Source organism: Methylobacter sp. (assembly GCF_030680395.1).
In the GTDB taxonomy this organism is placed as follows: Bacteria; Pseudomonadota; Gammaproteobacteria; order Methylococcales; family Methylomonadaceae; genus Methylobacter_A.
The window spans coordinates 147,065-166,359 of the sequence record NZ_JAUXVR010000041.1; the positions used below are offsets into that span (position 1 = coordinate 147,065).

Annotated in this window: 13 protein-coding genes and 2 tRNA genes; 3 read left to right on the plus strand and 12 right to left on the minus strand. The window is 49.9% G+C overall.

Annotated elements, in window-relative coordinates; translation table 11 throughout:
* Window positions 1–29 precede the first annotated feature (29 nt).
* The 3 genes from Q8L79_RS16500 to Q8L79_RS16510 form a co-directional block, all read right to left on the minus strand.
* Window positions 30–100: transfer RNA gene (locus Q8L79_RS16500), tRNA-Asn, on the minus strand.
* Window positions 100–175: transfer RNA gene (locus Q8L79_RS16505), tRNA-OTHER, on the minus strand. Before Q8L79_RS16505 ends, Q8L79_RS16500 begins: the two co-directional genes overlap by 1 nt.
* A 288-nt stretch (window positions 176–463) precedes the next feature.
* Window positions 464–1,687, minus strand: a complete 1,224-nt coding sequence (locus Q8L79_RS16510; RefSeq protein ID WP_305273477.1) for an RtcB family protein — start codon at window positions 1,685–1,687, stop codon at window positions 464–466.
* A gap of 272 nt (window positions 1,688–1,959) precedes the next feature.
* Here Q8L79_RS16510 and rtcR point away from each other — a divergent pair, with 272 nt between their 5' ends.
* The 3 genes from rtcR to selD all read left to right on the plus strand — a co-directional run bounded on the left by rtcR (window position 1,960) and on the right by selD (window position 7,346).
* A complete protein-coding gene (gene rtcR, locus Q8L79_RS16515; protein ID WP_305273478.1) occupies window positions 1,960–3,552 on the plus strand; it encodes an RNA repair transcriptional activator RtcR in 1,593 nt (530 codons plus the stop codon).
* Between the two features lie 100 nt (window positions 3,553–3,652).
* Window positions 3,653–4,759 carry a tRNA 2-selenouridine(34) synthase MnmH gene (mnmH, locus tag Q8L79_RS16520; protein ID WP_305273480.1) on the plus strand — a complete coding sequence of 369 codons (1,107 nt, stop codon included), beginning with the start codon at window positions 3,653–3,655 and terminating at the stop codon, window positions 4,757–4,759.
* Between the two features lie 316 nt (window positions 4,760–5,075).
* Window positions 5,076–7,346, plus strand: coding sequence for a selenide, water dikinase SelD (gene selD / locus Q8L79_RS16525; protein WP_305273482.1), 2,271 nt, complete (start codon window positions 5,076–5,078; stop codon window positions 7,344–7,346).
* A gap of 31 nt (window positions 7,347–7,377) precedes the next feature.
* On the opposite strand, the gene Q8L79_RS16530 is transcribed toward selD, so the two are convergent.
* From Q8L79_RS16530 to Q8L79_RS16570, 9 genes are all read right to left on the minus strand, one after another.
* Window positions 7,378–8,394, minus strand: coding sequence for a Fic family protein (locus Q8L79_RS16530; RefSeq protein WP_305273484.1), 1,017 nt, complete (start codon window positions 8,392–8,394; stop codon window positions 7,378–7,380).
* Window positions 8,395–8,518: 124 nt separating this feature from the next.
* On the minus strand, window positions 8,519–8,830 hold the full coding sequence (locus tag Q8L79_RS16535) for a nucleotidyltransferase family protein (protein ID WP_305273486.1): 312 nt from the start codon (window positions 8,828–8,830) through the stop codon (window positions 8,519–8,521).
* A 250-nt stretch (window positions 8,831–9,080) separates the two neighbouring features.
* Window positions 9,081–9,722 carry a hypothetical protein gene (locus Q8L79_RS16540; RefSeq protein WP_305273488.1) on the minus strand — a complete coding sequence of 214 codons (642 nt, stop codon included), beginning with the start codon at window positions 9,720–9,722 and terminating at the stop codon, window positions 9,081–9,083.
* Window positions 9,723–9,724: 2 nt separating this feature from the next.
* Window positions 9,725–11,014, minus strand: coding sequence for an AAA family ATPase (locus Q8L79_RS16545; protein ID WP_305273490.1), 1,290 nt, complete (start codon window positions 11,012–11,014; stop codon window positions 9,725–9,727).
* A gap of 154 nt (window positions 11,015–11,168) precedes the next feature.
* Entirely contained in the window at window positions 11,169–12,515 is a 1,347-nt protein-coding gene (locus Q8L79_RS16550) for a glycoside hydrolase family 30 protein (protein WP_305273492.1), read from the minus strand.
* A gap of 290 nt (window positions 12,516–12,805) precedes the next feature.
* A complete protein-coding gene (locus tag Q8L79_RS16555) occupies window positions 12,806–13,819 on the minus strand; it encodes a dihydroorotate dehydrogenase-like protein (protein ID WP_305273493.1) in 1,014 nt (337 codons plus the stop codon).
* Window positions 13,812–17,450, minus strand: a complete 3,639-nt coding sequence (gene nifJ, locus Q8L79_RS16560; RefSeq protein ID WP_305273495.1) for a pyruvate:ferredoxin (flavodoxin) oxidoreductase — start codon at window positions 17,448–17,450, stop codon at window positions 13,812–13,814. Before nifJ ends, Q8L79_RS16555 begins: the two co-directional genes overlap by 8 nt.
* Window positions 17,451–18,136: 686 nt before the next feature.
* Window positions 18,137–18,697, minus strand: a complete 561-nt coding sequence (locus Q8L79_RS16565; RefSeq protein WP_305273497.1) for a hypothetical protein — start codon at window positions 18,695–18,697, stop codon at window positions 18,137–18,139.
* Window positions 18,697–19,287 carry a cytochrome c3 family protein gene (locus Q8L79_RS16570; RefSeq protein WP_305273499.1) on the minus strand — a complete coding sequence of 197 codons (591 nt, stop codon included), beginning with the start codon at window positions 19,285–19,287 and terminating at the stop codon, window positions 18,697–18,699. Before Q8L79_RS16570 ends, Q8L79_RS16565 begins: the two co-directional genes overlap by 1 nt.
* Between the last annotated feature and the right edge of the window lie 8 nt (window positions 19,288–19,295).

The following is a 19,295-nucleotide window of genomic DNA, read 5'->3' on the forward strand; positions in this document are numbered from 1 at the left end:
CTTTTCAAGCTACCTTGGAAGGGTAGTTTCACTAGCCGGATTCGAACCGGCTACAAACTGATTAACCGTCAGTTGCTCTACCTGGATGAGCTATAGTGATGGAGCTGCCAGTTGGATTCGAACCAACGACCTACCGAGTAATCTCGGACGCTCTACCTGACTGAGCTATGGCAGCGTTATTTGACACCGTCTCAACACCGATACGCACATGTCCTACAAGGTTTGCGTCAGTCAGGCGTTTTGAACCTGAACCGCTGGTGTTGTTGGTATGTCAAATTCTTGTTTGCGTTGCCTATGGTTCGCGGCAACGCTGAATATATTTATTATGCTGGTTCCCAAGCTCCAGCTTGGGAACCCAGTCTTGGAAGCTCCAGCTTCCTGTCCCGCAAAGCTGGAGCTTCGCCTCGCTAATTCCCAAGCTAGAGCTTGGGAATTAGCGAACCTAGAAGGTCTAAGTTCGGTTTTAACCTTTCACACAAACCACTTGTTTCAACGTATGCACAATTTCAACCAAATCCGCCTGCGCCGCCATGACCGCTTCAATGGGCTTGTAGGCGGAAGGCGTTTCATCGATCACGGCTTCATCTTTACGGCATTCCACCCCTGCCGTGGCTTGAATATGCTCGGCCAAGGACACCAGTTTTTTCGCTTGGGTGCGCGACATAACCCGCCCTGCGCCGTGGCTGCAACTGCAAAAACTTTCTTCGTTACCCAAGCCGCGCACGATGAATGATTTAGCACCCATGCTGCCCGGAATAATCCCCATTTCGCCCAGCTTGGCACTGACCGCGCCTTTCCGGGTAACCAGCACGTTTTTATCATAATGATGTTCACGGCTGATGTAGTTGTGATGACAGTTGACCGCTTCCAGCTCTGCGCTAAACGGTACAGGCAACACCTCCCGCATTGCTGCTAACACGTTGTTCATCATCATGATCCGGTTGGCAAGCGCAAAATCCTGCGCCCAGCTCACCGCTTCCAGATAGCTTTTAAAATGCTCGCTGCCTTCGGGAATGTAGGCCAAATCTTTATCGGGCAGATGGATAAACCAGCGTTCCATATCTTTTTTAGCCAGCTCGATAAAATGCGTACCGATCCGGTTGCCGACGCCGCGCGAACCGCTATGCAACATCACCCACACCGCATCCGCCTCATCCAGGCAAATCTCGATAAAATGGTTGCCGGTTCCCAAGGTACCCAAATGATTGAGGTTGTTGGTATTTTTCAAGCACGGATGTTTTTCGCACAAGCGTTGAAAACCCTCGCTTAGCGGTAACCATGCTTGCACAACGTCTTCAGGCGCTTGCCCCCAACTGCCGGTATCGCGCACTTTAAAATTGGCAACGCGGCCATGCGGCACTCGTTTTTCAATCTCACTGCGTAACGCGGTCAACGAATCGGGCAGTTGCGAGGCGCTTAACGTGGTTTTAGTCGCCATCATGCCGCAGCCCAAATCCACACCGACCGCAGCAGGAATCACCGCGCCGACGGTAGGAATGACGCTGCCGATCGTCGCGCCTTTACCCAGATGAACATCGGGCATTACCGCTATCCATTTGTGAATAAACGGCAGTCCGGCGATATTCAGCAATTGTTGCCTGGAGTTTTCATCAAAGCTTACGCCGCGTGTCCATGCCTTAATAGGGTGTTGACCTTGTTGGTGTAAGACTTCGTAGGAGCTAGTCATGATTGATTCCTTGAGTTTGTTTACTAACGATTTGTATAGAGCAAGCCTTGTGCCAAACCGCATGTAAGCGATTCACTGCCATTACGTTAAGAAGACAAGGCACAGTAGGAGCGGGCCGCGCCCGCGATATTTGCGAGGCGATTGCAGACTTGCAGATCCTTCATCGCGGGCATGGCCCGCTCCTACAGTTGCTCAGCTAGAGTAGATTTACAACGCCCAAGAAGCTAAACTCCAGGTAAATAATTTATCAATATAGATACCGGATTATCAAAATGGATACAGTCATCATCGGCATTTTAGGATCCCGCCTGGATCACGGCGGTTTGGGTAGCAGACGGCACGAACGTTGGCGGCCCAGCATCTCGCTATTGATGCACGACAACCTTCCCGTCGATGAGTTTGTGTTGATTTACCATGCCGATGAACAGCAGCTCGCCACCTTGACGCTCAACGATATGGCGGCGATGTCTCCGCAAATACGGCTGACACCGTATCAAGTCGATTATGAAAACCCTTGGGACTTCGAACAGGTTTACAGCCAGCTGCACGAATTCACCCGCAGCTATCATTTCGATCCCGAGCAGCATGATTATTATGTCCACATCACGACCGGCACCCATGTCGCGCAAATCTGCCTGTATCTGCTGACCGAAGCCAACTACATTCCGGCCAAGTTGCTGCAAACCTCGCCGAGCAAGGAAGGCGTGCACGGTTGTTATCAAGTCATCGATTTGGATTTATCGCGCTACGATCAAATTGCCTCACGCTTTGCCCGCGAAGCCCAGGACGGCATCGCTTATTTAAAAGGCGGCATAGCAACCCATAATCCTGCGTTTAATAATCTGATTTCCCAACTGGAACATGTCTCGATCAAATCGTCGGCGCCGATGTTATTAACAGGCCCGACAGGCGCAGGAAAATCGCGTCTGGCAAAACGCATTTACGAGCTGAAAAAACAGCGCGGTTTGGTGACCGGAAAATTGGTGGAAGTCAACTGCGCGATCTTGCGCGGCGATAACGCGATGTCGGCTTTATTCGGGCATGTGCGGGGCGCTTATACCGGCGCGATGAATCAGCGCATGGGCTTATTGCGCGAGGCCGATAAAGGCTTGCTGTTTTTGGATGAAATCGGCGAATTGGGTCTGGACGAGCAAGCCATGCTGCTGCGCGCCATTGAAGATAAAGTGTTTATGCCGTTGGGCAGCGATCGGGAAGTCGGCAGCGATTTTCAATTGATAGTCGGGACTAACCGCGACTTGTTCGAACAAGTACAACGGGGATTGTTTCGGGAGGATTTGTTGGCGCGAATTAATTTATGGACCTATCAACTGCCCTCGTTAAAACAGCGCATCGAAGATTTAGAGCCCAATATTGAACACGAGCTGCAACAATTTACTATCAAGGCAGGCTATAAAGTCAGTTTTAATAAAGCCGCACGCGAACAGTATTTAAAATTTGCGCGTTCGACGCAGGCGCTATGGCGAGCGAATTTCCGGGATTTAAACTCCAGCATTACCCGCATGGCAACTCTGGCAACGGGCGGGCGCATTACCGAAGAACTGGTGACCGAAGAAATCGGCCGCTTGCAGTATGCATGGTCCGGTTTCGGGCAACCAGCGCCGGTTGACGATGGACTTGCCGGCGTGTTGTCAGCGCAAGCCTTGGCGGAAGTGGATTTATTTGATCGTTTGCAACTTACCGAAGTGGTGCGCGTATGCCGAGCCAGCCGCAGCTTAGCCGAGGCGGGACGGGTATTGTTCAATCATAGCCGTACTCAAAAAGCCAGCGCCAATGACTCGCACCGGCTTAAGCAGTATTTACAGAAGTTTGGCTTGGAATTTCAGGCTATTGTAAAAAGCATCTAACCGGCCATGACAGCTCACAACGCCCTCTTCCAGCGTAGCAAGAAGATCGCCAGCCGTTTCTGTTATATTAAGGCGAATTCTTGCTGACCATAATTTCAATATGAACCACCCTACCCTTCCCGCTGCCGAAGCTTTTAGCCTGCTTAGTACCAATAAACAAGTAACTATGATCGATGTAAGGTCGGAGGGAGAATATGAAAAAGCGCACTTTGCAAACACGCTAAACATCCCGATACTTTCAGACGCCCATCGCCATGATGTGGGACTGACCTATAAGACCGAAGGCTCGGAAGCCGCCAAAGCGCTTGGGCACAAACTGGTCAGCGGCGATTATAAAGAGCGAATGATTCAGCAATGGTGCGAATCGATTAAAAGCCATCCCCGGCATCCCGCTTTGATCTTTTGTTGGCGCGGCGGCCTACGCTCCCGGTTAGCCCAGGATTGGGTCTATCAAAACGGGCTTGAAGTTTTACGGGTCGATTCCGGCTACAAAGGCTTAAGGCATGAGGCGCTTAAGGCCATAGAAAATCCCGCGCCCTTTGTCGTCCTGTCCGGCATGACCGGATCGGGCAAAACCCGCTTAATCCATCAGCTCCGGCACTTTGTCGATCTTGAAGCGCTTGCCGATCATCGCGGCAGCGCTTTCGGAGCCTATGTTGGCAGAAGCCAGCCCCAGCAAGCCACGTTTGAAAACAAGTTGGCGCAATCGTTATATCAAATTGCCGATAACTTTGTGCTGGAGGATGAAAGCCCCAATATCGGCCGATGCCATGTGCCTGACCTGTTTTATGCCCGGATGGTCCCTGCGCCGATGGTGATGATCGAAACACCGGCCCGGGTTCGGGCATTGGAAATCTTTAAGGAATATGTCCAAGCGCCTTTTGCAGGCGGCATGCCGTTACCCGAACTGGAAGCAAGTTTTGCCAAAAATGTTGAACGGATCAGGAACAAGCTGGGCGGCATGGAGTGCGATAACATTAAGACCATGCTGAGCCAATCGTTCCAATTCGATGTGCTGAATGAGGCTTATGCAGACGCTTATCTCGACTGGATTGAGCGCCTGCTGACGCATTATTACGACAAACTGTATATCCATTCGCTGTCATTAAAATCACGGAAGACCTTGTTTAAAGGCTGCTGGCAAGACTGTTTGGATTTTTTAGCCGATTCTCAAGAAAGAACATTCCATCAAAAACTTGATCGGTAGGAAAATATGGTCCACACAAGTCAAGATCGTCATTCCGGCATGGATGGAGTTGAGATTACCATCCATGACACTGGATACCCGCTCCCGGCGGACATAAATATCTCCACAAATTTTTTGTATTATAAATACAATAAGTTACAAGCCGACCTAGCTCCCTCTCCTGCTGGAGAGGGTTGGGGTGAGGAGAATAAAAATAACCGTTTATATCCCCCTCATCCCAACCTTCTCCCTCAAGGGAGAAGGGGCCGGTACTTGTGTAAACACTTGTGCCCGGCGGGTATGACGAGTTTGAGCATAATCGGACTCATACATCTGCATGAATAACAACTCAACCCCGATAGTTTCAGACCTGGTCTTGCTCGGCGGCGGGCATGCCAACATTCAGGTCTTGAAAATGCTGGCCATGAATCCGATTGGCGGGCTTAGGATTACTTTAATATCCGACCAAACGCATTCGCCATACTCCGGCATGATACCCGGCTACTTGGCGGGCTATTATTCCTATGAAGAATGCCATTTCGATTTAAGACGCATCTGCGAAGAACTCGGCCAGCGCTTTATCAAGGCCAACATCATCGGCATCGATCCGCAACGAAAAAAAATCCGGCTGGAAAACAGGGTGGAAGTCGGTTACGACTGCGCGTCCATTAACGTCGGCATAGCCCCTAAAAGCCTAGAAAACTCATCAGAAGAAGCGGCGTTAAAGCTTATCCCGCTTAAACCGATTTCCAGGTTTATCGCACACTGGGAGCGGTTGATCGCCGACCTGAAAGCTTACAAAGGTAGCAAATCTCTACAGATCGCCGTTGTTGGCGCCGGTGCATCCGGCGTTGAAATATCGATTATCCTGAAAATGTTGATCGACCAACATAACTGGAATGCCGAAGTGAGCCTTATCCACCGACATGAATTCCTGGTTTCAGCCAAAGATATTTCAGCCCAAAGAAGACTGTCAAAAACGCTTAAAGAGCTGGACATAAAAGTCTTTAAAAACACCCAGGCGCTTAAAGAACAGGAAAACGGCCTGATGCTTAAAGACGATAAAGGACTGATCCAGACGAAAGATTTTTATCGGGTGCTGACGGCTACGCAAGCCGCCGCGCCGCAGTGGTTTAAAGACTCGGGACTGCCGGTGAGCCCGGACGGTTTTGTAAAGGTCAACAAAAACCTGCTGGTTGAAAACGAACACGACCTGTTTACCGCCGGAGATTGCATACATTTTTCGCCGTCCCCGTTGAAAAAGGCCGGCGTTTATGCGGTCCGGCAAGGCATGGTGCTTGAGCACAATATCCGCGCCTATTTCACCGAAAAACCCGCGTTAAAAACCTTTCATCCCAAGAAAAATGTGCTGTCTTTGATCACTATAGGCGAGCGTAAAGCCTTGGTGCATCAAGACAGCGCATCAATCCTCAGATGGATGTGGCCTTCATTATTGTGGACGGTTAAGGACGGCATCGACAGGCGCTTTATGAAGCGCTTCCAGGCCAGGACTTTCAGCGTAAAGCCCCGGCATTTCGATAAAACCATGCCAGTGCCCAAGACCACGCTGGTCCCCGAAGATTGGGAAAGCAACACCTGCGGCGGCTGCGGCAGCAAGCTTGGTGCCTCCACGTTAATGCAAAGCCTGAACAAGCTGGACATACCCACAGACGACGCCGTTTTGCTGGGCGTCAAGGATGGCGAAGACTGCGCGTTGACCCGGCTTTCCGAGCATAGCCTGTGCCTGCAAAGCATCGATCAATTCCGCTCGTTTATTTCAGACCCTTACTTGCTGGGGCAAATTGCCACCCAGCATGCATTAAGCGACATCTACGCGATGGGCGGCGTTGCCAAGACCGCGCAAGTCGGCCTGACGCTCGGTGCTGCAAACAAGAAGATTCAGCAGGAAGATATTTTTCAACTGATGTCGGGCGTGCTGAATATTCTGAGCCAAAGCGCCGCCTCCCTGGTCGGCGGCCACACCGGCGAAGGCGCGGAGCTTGCCATTTCGCTTGCCGTCCAGGGCGAAGTCGCGCCGGAACAGGTTTTAAGAAAACAGCTCACTCAACCCGGAAACCGGCTGATACTGACCAAATCCATCGGCACCGGCGTAATCTTCGCCGCCAATATGCTGGCCCAGGCCAACGGCAAACTGGTGGATCAGGCGCTTTCAAGCATGCTGCAATCCAACAAAACCGCGATGGAAATCATCAAGTCCTTTAGCGTTTCCGGCTGCACCGATATTACCGGCTTCGGCCTGCTAGGCCATGCCTTTGAGATGATGGGGAAAAATACCGATCAGGCTTTGGGCGTTAAAATCGACTACAAGGCGATCCCCTTATTCGACGGTGTTGACGAATTATTTGTCAAAGGCTATTACGCTTCTATTGCCGAGGAAAATTATCGGTCTTTAAGCGCAGTATTGGATGCCGAGATAAGTAATCAAAAGTTTCCGGCGCTGTTCGATCCCCAAACCAGCGGCGGGCTGTTGTTTTCAGTGCCTTTCGATCAGGCGGATTCATGCCTGAAAGCTCTGCATCAAAACGGTGTAGCCAAGGCCTGTGTTATAGGCGAAGTTATTGATCAGCGGAAAATAGTCGTGTTTTGATTAGTCAGCGATAATGCAAGTCTTATAATCCTCATTCTTCATTCCTGGTTTGCAGCCAGATCCTGGCCTTTGCGGATAAGCGGTAGCGTTGCGTCGGGCTTCGAGGAGAACCGGGTTGGGTGCGGTCAAGCCAGCCGCCTTCCATGGCAGGGTTTAGGTAGTTTGCCCTGAAAGTCGGACGATGAGAAAAGCCCAATGCACTCATCAGCTCGGAACCGCTCAGTTCGTTGTTGCCAATGGCCTCAAGCAGCATTTTTACTTGGTCGGCAACTTGATCGCTTACTTGATCGGTATCACCCGCCTCGCGCATAGCATCCCGCAGAGCTTGCAACATGAACTCGACAAACGGCGCGGCATCGGCGCGCTCATCCGCTTCGGCCAGCGCTCGATAATATTCGTTCTGCCGTTCGCGAATGACAGTTTCTACCGGCAAATAACCCAGCAAGGGTTTCCACTGACGAAGAATCAGCGTTTGCCACAATCGCCCCATGCGACCGTTGCCATCGGCGAAAGGATGAATAAATTCCAGTTCGTAATGAAACAGGCAACTGCTGATTAACGGGTGCTCTTCTCTGCGTTTCAGCCAATCCAGCAAATCGGCCATCAAATAAGGCACCCGGTCGGCAGGCGGCGCCATATGCACCAGATGCTCACCCCGAAATATGCCGACACCGCCGGAGCGAAATACTCCCGGCTGGTCAACCAACATCGACATCAGCAAACCATGCGCAACCAGCAAATCGGCTTCAGAAGCCGGATGCCAATTATCCATCGCCTCATAGGCGGCAAATGCGTTGCGGACTTCTTGAATTTCGCGCGGCAGACCTAGCACGCGTTTGCCGTCAATCACCGCAGTCACTTGTTCCAAGGTCAGCGTGTTGTTTTCAATAGCCAGCGAAGCTTGAATCGTGCGAATCCGGTTTTCCCGGCGCAGGCGCGGCGTCAGGTTTTGCTCGGCCAACATCGTATAGCGACCGATCAGTTCGCTGATTTCCGCGACCAAGTTCAGGATGGTTGGAGTGATGGTATAGGGCGGTTGGTAGTTCATGTGAGTCAGGTTAATTTTTTAACCATAATACAGGGAAATCGGTTCGATGCTTACTTGATCCGTCAAATCAGATGGTTAGATTGCTGCGGCCGCCTCCCTTGCATCCCAAAGATAAGCCCATGGATCACGCTGCATAGACGACTTCGCAGCTTTGATTGACGCTGGCTTGAACATAGGGGTTGCGCAGAGCGGAGGTTTCCGCCAGATCAACGGCTCGCCCAAGAATTTGCGACAAGTCGGCTTGTAAGCCAAAAAATACTTTTAGCGTAGGGCTATCGGCAGACGGTGAGAACACCACCAAAAAATCGGCATCGCTGCGGTCCGGGGCGAAATCGGTTCCCCGTGCGGCTGAACCGAACACTTCAAGCCGTTGTACGTGATAACGTCGACAGAGTTCAGCGATAGCGGATTGATGTTGTTGGATAAAGGGGTGCATTTTTAATGCCTCCTTAGGTTTATGTGAAGCCGAGTGTTTTGGTTTGCGGCTAGTAGCATTTCAGAGCAGTTTAATTGGTGATACTCACTGTAGCAGTTCTTCGGCTAGTTCAATGGTACGCACAGCATACCCTATATGGCTTTTTACATCGCCTCGATCAGGATCAATGTTCCAAATTTTAAATAGGGTTTAAATTGGTAATCATGTCTGACAAAGACAACATATCTTAAGGTTTTCACCCATCATCGCATTAAAATTTTGGCAAACTTCTAATAAAAATACCGAAGCTTTCATTTAATTTTATACATTGATTAATAGCGTTTTTAGTTTTGAATGCCTTAGCCAAATTTTTATAAACTTCGTATTCTTTTTTATAAAATATATTTCTTTTGGCAACTGCTATACATAAATGCCCAGCGCAATTTTTGCTTCTTGATTGCTTTGCTCTTAATGTTTCAAAAAGCGGAAGGTACCAGCACTCAAGTGAATGTACAGATATAGCAAACAATATTCTCTCTTTATATTCGCTGTAGACATCTTCACCAATCTTAGAGATAAGTAGATTTATGACGTCATTAATAATATCGATCTGAGGTCTATCTTTGCCATTGTCGGTTATAGCCACTCCAAAATTGACGTGTTCTGCACAGTCAGTGTCAATTTGTATGACGACATATTCATTAAATAAAAAACTATCTTGAAAGTCTGGTAATGTACAATATTCAAACACCTTTTCCCAGCCACCACTATCCTGTTGTCGACTTTCATCTGTCGCATCTCTAATGGGTTGTATGGAGGTTATTTCTAAATCGCTGTCATAGTGCTCATATAAAATCGTTTCAAGAGTTATTTGATCTGTAATACCCTCTGTAATCAAAGCAAAACTGCTCATCTCTAAAAGCCTTTTGGTAGGCCGCCCAAAATACCTTTTATGAACATTTCGGATAATCGGACAGGAGATGAACCTTCTTTTGATAATGGTTTTTTTATACGTTTTACTTTGGTTTCACCCGATCGGCCTCTAGAAACAACAAATAGGCGCTGTTCATCATCATCAAGATTTAAACCATCTAATGTTGCTGGGTTATGGGTAGTTAGGACAATCTGTTTGTCATGCTTTTTGGCAAAGAAGACCATTTTTTTTACTAACCCTTCACATAGCTTTGGGTTTAGAGAGGCATCAATATTGTCAATAGCGAAGAACTTGGGGGTAAGTTTGCTGGTAATGGCTGCGAAGTAAAAGAGTAAAAAGAGAAAGCCCTCATTGGTGCTCATCTGGTCGAAGTATCGCTTCTCACTATCAATATAGCTGTCTTTAACCTCCATACGGCTATAAGACATGATGTCGTTTATTAGTTTAAAATCTTCAAACCATCCCAAAAGCTTGAGCGACGCTTTAATTTCCTCCAAACACGATTTGTCGCTGTCTTCAGCGATAACCGAAATGAGTTTTAGTAGACCTTCGCCATTAATACCTAATGGTTCTACTTGCCCTTCACGTTGAAATGTGCGTAATGCGGTATGTTCTGGAGAATAGATAATAAAATTTTCGAGTTCTTTACAAAGATGTGTTTTCGATAAAATTAACTCAATAAATTTTCTTTTTAAATTATTATCATTTTCACTTTCCATTTTGAAGGTGCTGCTAAAAAAACTTTCGGTTTCGCTAGACTCTGCTTTTGATGGAGATGAATCAGATAGATTGCGGACAATAGTATCAACAAATTCAAGCACTATCTTTTTGGCTTCGTCCTTATTTGTCCCATTTTCCTTTGCATGTGTAGAAAAATCTTTAACTGTTTCGATCAAACCATTTAAACCTAACGATGCTATTGCATTGTCAGCAACTTTGCACTCCCACTTCGAATAAGGTTCATTATCGTTAGATAACAAAAACTCTTTGGATTCACCGTGTGAGTCAACGACGGAAATAGAAATTGACTCTGTCGAATTAGTTCCGGGAAATGCTGGGCGCATGTATTCTGCTTGCGTAATCCTTACGCCCCTTGAAGCAAGAAACTCATTGTCTAATTTGTTTGCTGATGCTGCGCCGACTAAGGCTATTGCCTCCAATATATTGCTTTTTCCAGCGCCATTTTCACCAATGAAAACATTCACTCGTGAAAGTGATAAAGGAACATCTATAATGGATTTATAGTTTTTTATTGTGATATTCGTAATCAAGTTATTCTCAAAACGTTTGGGTATTCGATTTTTGCCACTTCATCAATACGATCTTACATATCATCATACAATAGTAGTAGGTCGGGCAACAGCTTTCGTTGCCCGACATTTGATATATGCAAATGTCGGGCATAAACAACTTACCCAGCCGTTATTAAAAAGCAAAAGTCTTGATCCCCCGAGCCGGTATTGAGGTTTTACCCTGTAATCCCTGGCTCTTTAGTACGAAGTCAATCGCCTGCTCGGTGCGGTTCAAGACCACGACGGCCACAGTCCCATCAACATTCAAAAATGCGCTTGCTTCAAGGCTGTCCAGGGTTTTGGCGCAGGCCACCCGGCGAGCCCCTGGCCGGATGAAACGGGAAAAATGGCCGATGTAGTTATAAGAGCTTTGATAGAGTATTTCTCCGGCTTGGGTGTCGGCAATAATCGGCGCGCTACAGAAATTGCCGACATGGTTAGGACCACCCGTTTCATCCAGAACCAGGTTCCAATCCACCCATGCCTCGGTCCAGCGGTTAAGATCGTTTATGATCGAGTGGGCATAACGCTCTCCGGTATCCCACGAACCGAGATGCGGTCCGCATTCCTGGCAACCCTCCGTGAAAATAAGGTGTTTATCGGGATAGGCGTCATGAGTCAGCTGCACGATGTCGAAATGGTCGCCGCAATACCAATGAAAACCGACGCCCCAGACATAGTGAGCGGCTTTCGGATCGTCCAGCACAGCCTTGGCGCGTTCGAACAGCCGGTCGCGATTGTGATCCCAGACAATCACTTTCACATTGCCAAGCCCGGCATCATGAAGGGTTGGGCCTAGGTAATCCCTGACAAAATCCCGCTCTTCTTCGCCGGTGTAAATACAGGAATCCCAGGTTTGCGTGGCTTCCGGCTCGTTTTGCACGGTCAGCCCCCAAATCGGTATGCCCTCTTGCCCGTATTCCTGAATGTAACGAACGTAATAATCCGCCCAGGCTTGGCGATATTCCGGCTTAAGCTTGCCGCCGTTATTCATCATGCCATTGGTTTTCATCCAGGCCGGCGGGCTCCAGGGAGAAGCGAACAGTTTTAATGTGCCGCCGGACAAATCGATGGCCTCGCGAATCATCGGAATCAGGGCTTGCCGGTCATGCTCGATGCTGAAATGCTTAAGTTCTACATCGCCGTCCACTTCCGTATAGGCGTAATTTCCAAGCGAGAAATCGCAGCTGTTGATGTGGGTTCGGCATAAGGTATAGGCATTGCCCGTGTCTGGAGAGAAATAGGCTTGCATAATTTCTTGCCGCAAGTGGCTTGGCATTTTATCTAAGGTTACCGCCGCCGCTTCGGTGAAAGCGCCTCCGAAGCCCTGAATTTCTTGAAACTTGACGGTCGTGTCTATGAACACCGAGGGATCGGAAATATTCGTGGCAGGTTCGAACTCTATCGGCGCCAGTTCCGACAGTCGATAGGCTGTGTCACGAGCGGTACAAAATTGCTTTACCAGCCGCTGTTTTGTCATTTTGCTAACTCCACTTGTTGCGTGTTATTGAAGACGACAATCGCTAAACCTAGCTATTGAGAATCATCTAATGGATTTTTTCTAAATTAATCACTGATCATTACGCTGGTTCCCAAGCTCCAGCTTGGTAACCCAGTTAACGAAGCTCCAGCTTCGTGAGATGGGAAGCTGGAGCTTCCCGCACTGAATTCCCAAGCTGGAGCTTGGGAACTAGCGCACTAGCGCTCACTAAAATCCTTAACTTAATGGCAGTGGCGCGCCGCATGGGAATGCGAATCGAGCAACAAAAACTACCTCAACACCCCTGCCGGGCTGGAATAACTATCCAACACCTGCACATAATTGGCCCGTTCGTAAGCGCTGGGATCGATGGCATGTTGCTGGCTGACGCTGCCTTTTAGCTGGCTGACTGACTCGTATTCATGCTCGCCCAGCCACTGTTCCATTTCTATCAGAATTTCGGCTAAACGACCCGAGCCATGCTTTAACAACACACTGCAAAGATGCACCACATCGGCTCCGGCCAATAGCGCTTTCAACACATCGGGTGTCTGGTGGAAACCGCCGGTTACCGCAAGCGACAGCTTGGTCCGTCCATACAGCAACGCAGTCCAGCGTATGCGCAACAACGCTTCCGCTGAAGATGACAGCTCCAGTTTTGGCACCACTTCCAAAGTTTCCAGATCGATGTCGGGCTGGTAAAAACGGTTGAATAGAGCGATACCGTCGGCTCCGGCGGCCTCCAGACGTTTGGCAAAATGAATAGGCGAACTGAACTGCGAAGAAAGCTTCATCACAATCGGCACGCTGACCTGCCCTTTCAATTCCTGCAATATGTCCAGGTAACGTTGTTCGACCGCGTCGCCGCTTTCATCGCTATTGGCGGCCAGATGATAGATATTCAGCTCCAGTGCGTCGGCACCCGCCTGTTGCAATTGCTTGCCGTACTCGACCCAGCCGCTCAATGACGTGCCGTTCAAACTGGCGATGACCGGAATCGCCAGGGTGGACTTGAGCTGTTGCAAATGCTCCAGATACTGCTCTTGATAAGTCTGGATGTTATCCGGCATCGGATGAAACGAATCCGATTCATTATGCCCAATCGATTGATTATAAAAAAACCGGTCCATTTGATGTTCCTCGGCTTCGATTTTTTCCTCGAACAGCGAATACATCACCAGCGCCGATGCGCCTGCGTCTTCCAGTCTGCGCGCGCTGTCCGTGTCCCTGCTCAACGGCGACGCTGACGGCACCAAGGGGTTAGCCAGTTTCAAGCCTAAATAATCAGTCGTTAAATCAACCATTGTCGGTCTCCTTGGCAGTTTCGCTTTTGAGTTGGGCTTTCACCGCTGAAACACTGGTCGATTCGTTCCACGCCAGCTCAGACAGTTGTTTGTAATAGTGATAACGGTTTTTAACATCCTGCTGCGCCTGTTCCAGAAAACGCTCTGCATCTTCAGGGTGTGTTTGCCACAACATGCTGAAACGGGTTTCGGTTTTGACGAAATCGCGGTAAGGAATCGACGGTTCCGCAGAATCCAGGTGCATCGGGTTCTTGCCCTGTTTGATTTTGCCGGGATCGAACCTGAACAACGGCCAATGCCCGCTTTTGACGGCCAGGTTTTGCTGCCGATGATTGTTGGACAGATCCACGCCGTGTGCGATGCAAGGCGCATAAGCGATAATAATGGACGGGCCGTCGTGGGCTTCCGCTTCCAAAAACGCATTCAGGGTTTGGGTATCTTTACCTGCGTAAGCGACATGAGCGACATAAACATTGCTGTAATCCATCGCCAGCAATGCCAAATCTTTTTTAGCCGTGGCTTTGCCGCCGGCAGAGAATTTTGCCACTGCGCCTAGCGGTGTCGATTTGGACGTCTGCCCGCCGGTATTGGAATAAACCTCGGTGTCCAGCACCAGAATGTTGACATTGCGCCCGCTCGCCAAGACATGATCGAGACCGCCAAAACCGATATCGTAAGCCCAGCCGTCGCCGCCGATAATCCAGACGCTTTTCTTGCACAAGCTGTCCGCCAACTGGAGCAGCGTTTGGGCGGCTTGATCGGTCAACGATTGCAAGTGTTGTTTGAGTGCCGCAACCCGCTCGCGTTGCTCGTAAATCCCGGCTTCATCGGACTGATCTGCGTTCAGTATCGCATCGACCAATTCTCCGCCTAACGGTTCGCGCAATGAGGCCAGCAACTCCTTGGCGTATTCGTTTTGCTTGTCGAGAGCGATGCGCATGCCCAAACCGAATTCCGCATTGTCCTCAAACAAGGAGTTGCTCCATGCAGGCCCCCGGCCTTCGGGGTTTTTGGTCCACGGCGTCGTCGGCAAATTGCCGCCGTAAATCGACGAACAGCCGGTGGCATTGGCAACCACCATGCGATCGCCGAACAACTGCGATGCCAGTTTTATGTACGGCGTCTCGCCGCAGCCCACGCACGCGCCGGAAAACTCGAACAACGGCTGCAGCACCATCGAACCTTTGATAGTGTTGGTTTTCAAAAGCCTGCGATCGTATTCGGGGATAGACAGGAAGAAATCCCAATTGTCGCGCTCGGCTTCACGCAACGGTGGTTGCGGCTGCATATTGATGGCTTTGCGGCTGGCGTTGGATTTATCCCGGATCGGGCAAATATCGACGCACAGCGTGCAGCCGGTACAATCTTCCGGCGCAACCTGATAGCTGATTTCCAAACCGGCCGGAAAATCCTTGCCCAACATCGCTACATGTTTGAAGGTTGCGGGCGCATTGGCCACGACCTCGGTCGGAAAAATTTTGCTGCGAATGACCGAATGCGGACAAACCATGACGCATTTGCCGCATTGGGTACACAGATCGGTTTCCCAGACCGGGATTTCCAATGCCAAATTGCGTTTTTCATAAGCCGCCGTGCCGGTTGGAAAGGTGCCGTCAATCGGCATCGCGCTGACCGGCAACGCATCTCCCCGTCCGGCAATAATTTCTCCCGTCACCCGTTTGACAAAATCGGGCGCGGCATCGCTGATCGTGGATTGAATGTCGAATTGGCTGCTGACCTGTGTCGGCAGCGGCACGGCATGCAAGCAGGCCAACGTTTCATCAATGGCTTTGAAATTCAGTTCGACGATATGGCGACCTTTTTTGCCATAGGTTTTTTCGACCGCGTGTTTAATTGCGGTAACCGCCTGCTCTTGGGGCAACACGCCGGATATGGCGAAGAAGCAAGTCTGCATAATGGTATTGATGCGCTTGCCCATGCCGCTTTTTTCGGCCACTTCATAGCCGTCGATCACATAAAAGCGGATTTTTTTGGCTATCATTTGCCGCTGCATTTTAGCGGGTAGCGACGCCCAAGCCTGTTCCGCCGACTCCGGCGAGTTCAGCAAAAATACCGCGTTTTCCGCCGCATTGGCGAGCATGTCGTAGCGCTCCAGGAAAATCGTCTGATGGCAGCCTATGAAGTTGGCGTCGTTTTCGGCAATCAGGTAAGTGGAGCGTATCGGCTTGGGACCGAAGCGCAAATGCGAGACGGTAATCGCGCCGGATTTTTTCGAGTCGTAAACGAAATAGCCCTGAGCGTGCAAATCGGTCGCTTCGCCGATTATTTTAATGGTGTTTTTATTGGCGCTGACCGTGCCGTCGCTGCCCAAGCCGTAAAACATAGCCTGGAAAGTTTCGGCCTGTGCGTCGGTGCGATAACTTGCATCCCAATCCAGGCTGGTGTGCGTGACATCGTCGTGGATGCCGATGGTGAAATTATTTTTCGGTTGCGCCTGTTTCAATTCATCGAAAATCGCCTTGATCATGCCGGGCGTGAATTCCTTGGAAGACAGGCCGTAACGGCCGCCAACCACTTTCGGCAGCACCGAAAATTTGGCCGCGCCGCCGATAAAATCCTGGGCCAGCGCGCCAAGCACGTCCTTATACAGCGGTTCTCCATCCGCACCGGGCTCTTTGGTGCGATCGAGCACCGCTATTTTGCGGCAACTGACAGGAAGCGCTGCTAACAGGCTGGCGGCATCGAAGGGCCGGTATAACCGCACTTTAAGCAAGCCGACCGATTCGCCCTGACGGTTGAGATAATCCAGCGTCTCCGCGACCGCCTCCGCGCCTGAGCCCATCATCACGATGACGCGCTCGGCGTCCGGCGAACCCAGATATTCAAACAAACGATAAGACCGGCCGGTCAGCTGGGCAAAACGATCCATTGCAGCCTGCACGATTCCCGGCATCGCCTGATAATAGGCATTGACCGATTCCCTGGCCTGAAAATACACATCGGGATTCTGGGCCGTGCCGCGCAACACCGGACTATCGGGCGTCAATGCTCTGCTTCTATGCGCCCTCACCCACTCTTCGTTAATCATGGCCCGCATGATGTCGTCATCAAGCAGTTTAATCTTGGCGACTTCGTGTGAGGTTCTGAAGCCGTCGAAAAAATGCATCAGCGGAATGCGGCCTTCCAGCGCTACGGCATGGGCGATCAGCGCAAAGTCCATGACTTCCTGCGGCGAATTGGAACACAGCATGCCGAAACCGGTCATGCGCGCCGACATCACATCGCTATGGTCTCCAAAAATCGACAAGCCCTGGCAGGCCAGCGAACGGGCGGCAATATGGAATACTGTCGGCGTTAATTCACCGGCAATTTTGTACATATTGGGCAGCATCAACAGCAAACCCTGGGAGGCGGTAAACGTGGTCGCCATCGATCCGGCCTGCAACGCGCCGTGGATGGCTCCGGCTGCACCGGCCTCGCTTTGCATTTCGGTCACCTGCGGCACCGTCCCCCATAAATTGACCTGTCCGCGAGACGACCATTCGTCGGCCCATTCGCCCATATTGGATGACGGCGTTATCGGATAGATTGCGATGACTTCGTTGAGTTTGTGGGCTACCGTAGCGGCGGCCTGATTTCCATCGATTGTAAGTGTTTGCTGATTTTGCATTAGAAACCCTCAGGAACAAAAAAGTGTAACTGCCGCATTCTTTACCATAGTTTAAAGACCTGGACGTTACGCATTGGCTGACAGTACAGAATATGGAGATTTAAAACAACCCTGACCAACCGTGATAAGAAAAAACAAGTCGTCCATTCGACGACGCGTTGCCGCTTGCCGATGTATTTTTATTGAGCGAACCCATATCCGTCAATTATTGTTGCTTAGCGGTAATTATAGTTATTTCTCACGGCAGTAAAGTATGCCGGAGTTTTTATGGGTTCTGTCTCTGAGGCATCCCTATAAAATAAGTTTATAAAACAACAGGTTTTTGATATTTTGCGCATTCAATATATACAACATAGCCGAAAAGTCGTCATGCCGGCAGGGATGCCGGACTCCAGTCACAAGGATGTGAAACTTTAAAATACCACCCGCTTTTATTAAGCACCTGGAAAGTCACCAAAGTTACCATCCCCTTCGACTACGCTCAGGACAGGCATGGCACTGGATTCCGGCATAACCCACAGGGATGTGGGGAATGCAGATATTGCAGGAGCAAATATCTGTCCCTGCCGGAACGGCGAGTTTGGGAAATTCGTGGGGATACCTCAGGCTCTGTCTCAAATATTCAAGGATTTTAGCAGCTACCAAGATGACCTTTAAGTTATGCCGAAAAATGGCAATCCTCAACGTTAAAGCTGTTTGATCAGCCGGGTCAGTTCATTTAGTTCGCCAAGCTGATGTCCGGTCATGCCTTGGTCAAGCTTTAGTTGCTCAACCTGGGCATTTATCCTGGCAACCACTTCCTGCTGCTCACTTTTTCGAGTGCGTAACTTATCGACCATATGGGTAAAAGCCAAGCCCAGCGCCTGAAGCTGGTCCGTTTCCCGCAACGACACATAATCGTCAAAATTACCCTCGCCGATGTGTTCGCAGTTTTTTTCAAAGCGATAAAGAGGCCCGACGATTTTATGGGTGGCATGCAAGACCCAATACCAGGCGAGGGTTCCGGCGATAATCATGGCTACCGCGTTACTGATCAAGATGGATAGCCCCAGCCGTTCCCAGCTATTGGCGATATTGGCATGCGCGGATTGGGATTGCGCTTGCAAATCGCCGCCGGTTATCCAGAAAATCAATAAGGCAGAACACAATCCCGATAACAAAATCATCAGCAAAGCGCCTGCAATAAAGCGGACCTGGATGGCTTTGTTGATGAAAATATGACTGCGTTTAAAAGGCATTCTGGACATTACTTGGACTCCTGGTTTGAATTGTGACAAATTAAGCAAAGTTCGCCATCGACGTTATTGCGGCGCAGTAAAAAACTCTTGTGCAACCGATCATCATTAAGCAGTCGATCCATAAAGCTGAAGCTGGCTTGCGGCTTGGCGCTGGTCAAATCGCCGTGCGTGTAATGGCAGGTTAAACAGGATAGCGCGTTCTTTTTATTGAACGGCATATCGGCCGGGATCTCAAAATCCAGCTTTAAGCCTACTTTATGGCCATCCTCCGTTTTATGACACCCTGAACACATGGCTACGCCGTCATTATTGAAAGCGTTTAAATCGACGCGCTTATTTTTGGTATTCAGCGCTTCAACGTTGTCATAATGAATTCGGGCGACATGGCAACCGGCACAGTCGCCGGACTTGCCGGCGGCAATCGTGTGCGGATTGTCAGCCGCTTGCACCGCAGACATCGAAAACAGTACGCAGCCTCCGATAACCATCATGAACCTTTGAACCCGTCGATTGCGTTCATGCGTCGGCCGTTCGACAAGACGCTCCCGGGCGCCGTCGAAGGACTCAAAACCAACGCTACGTTTTTTAAGCTGTTTCATAGTCATAT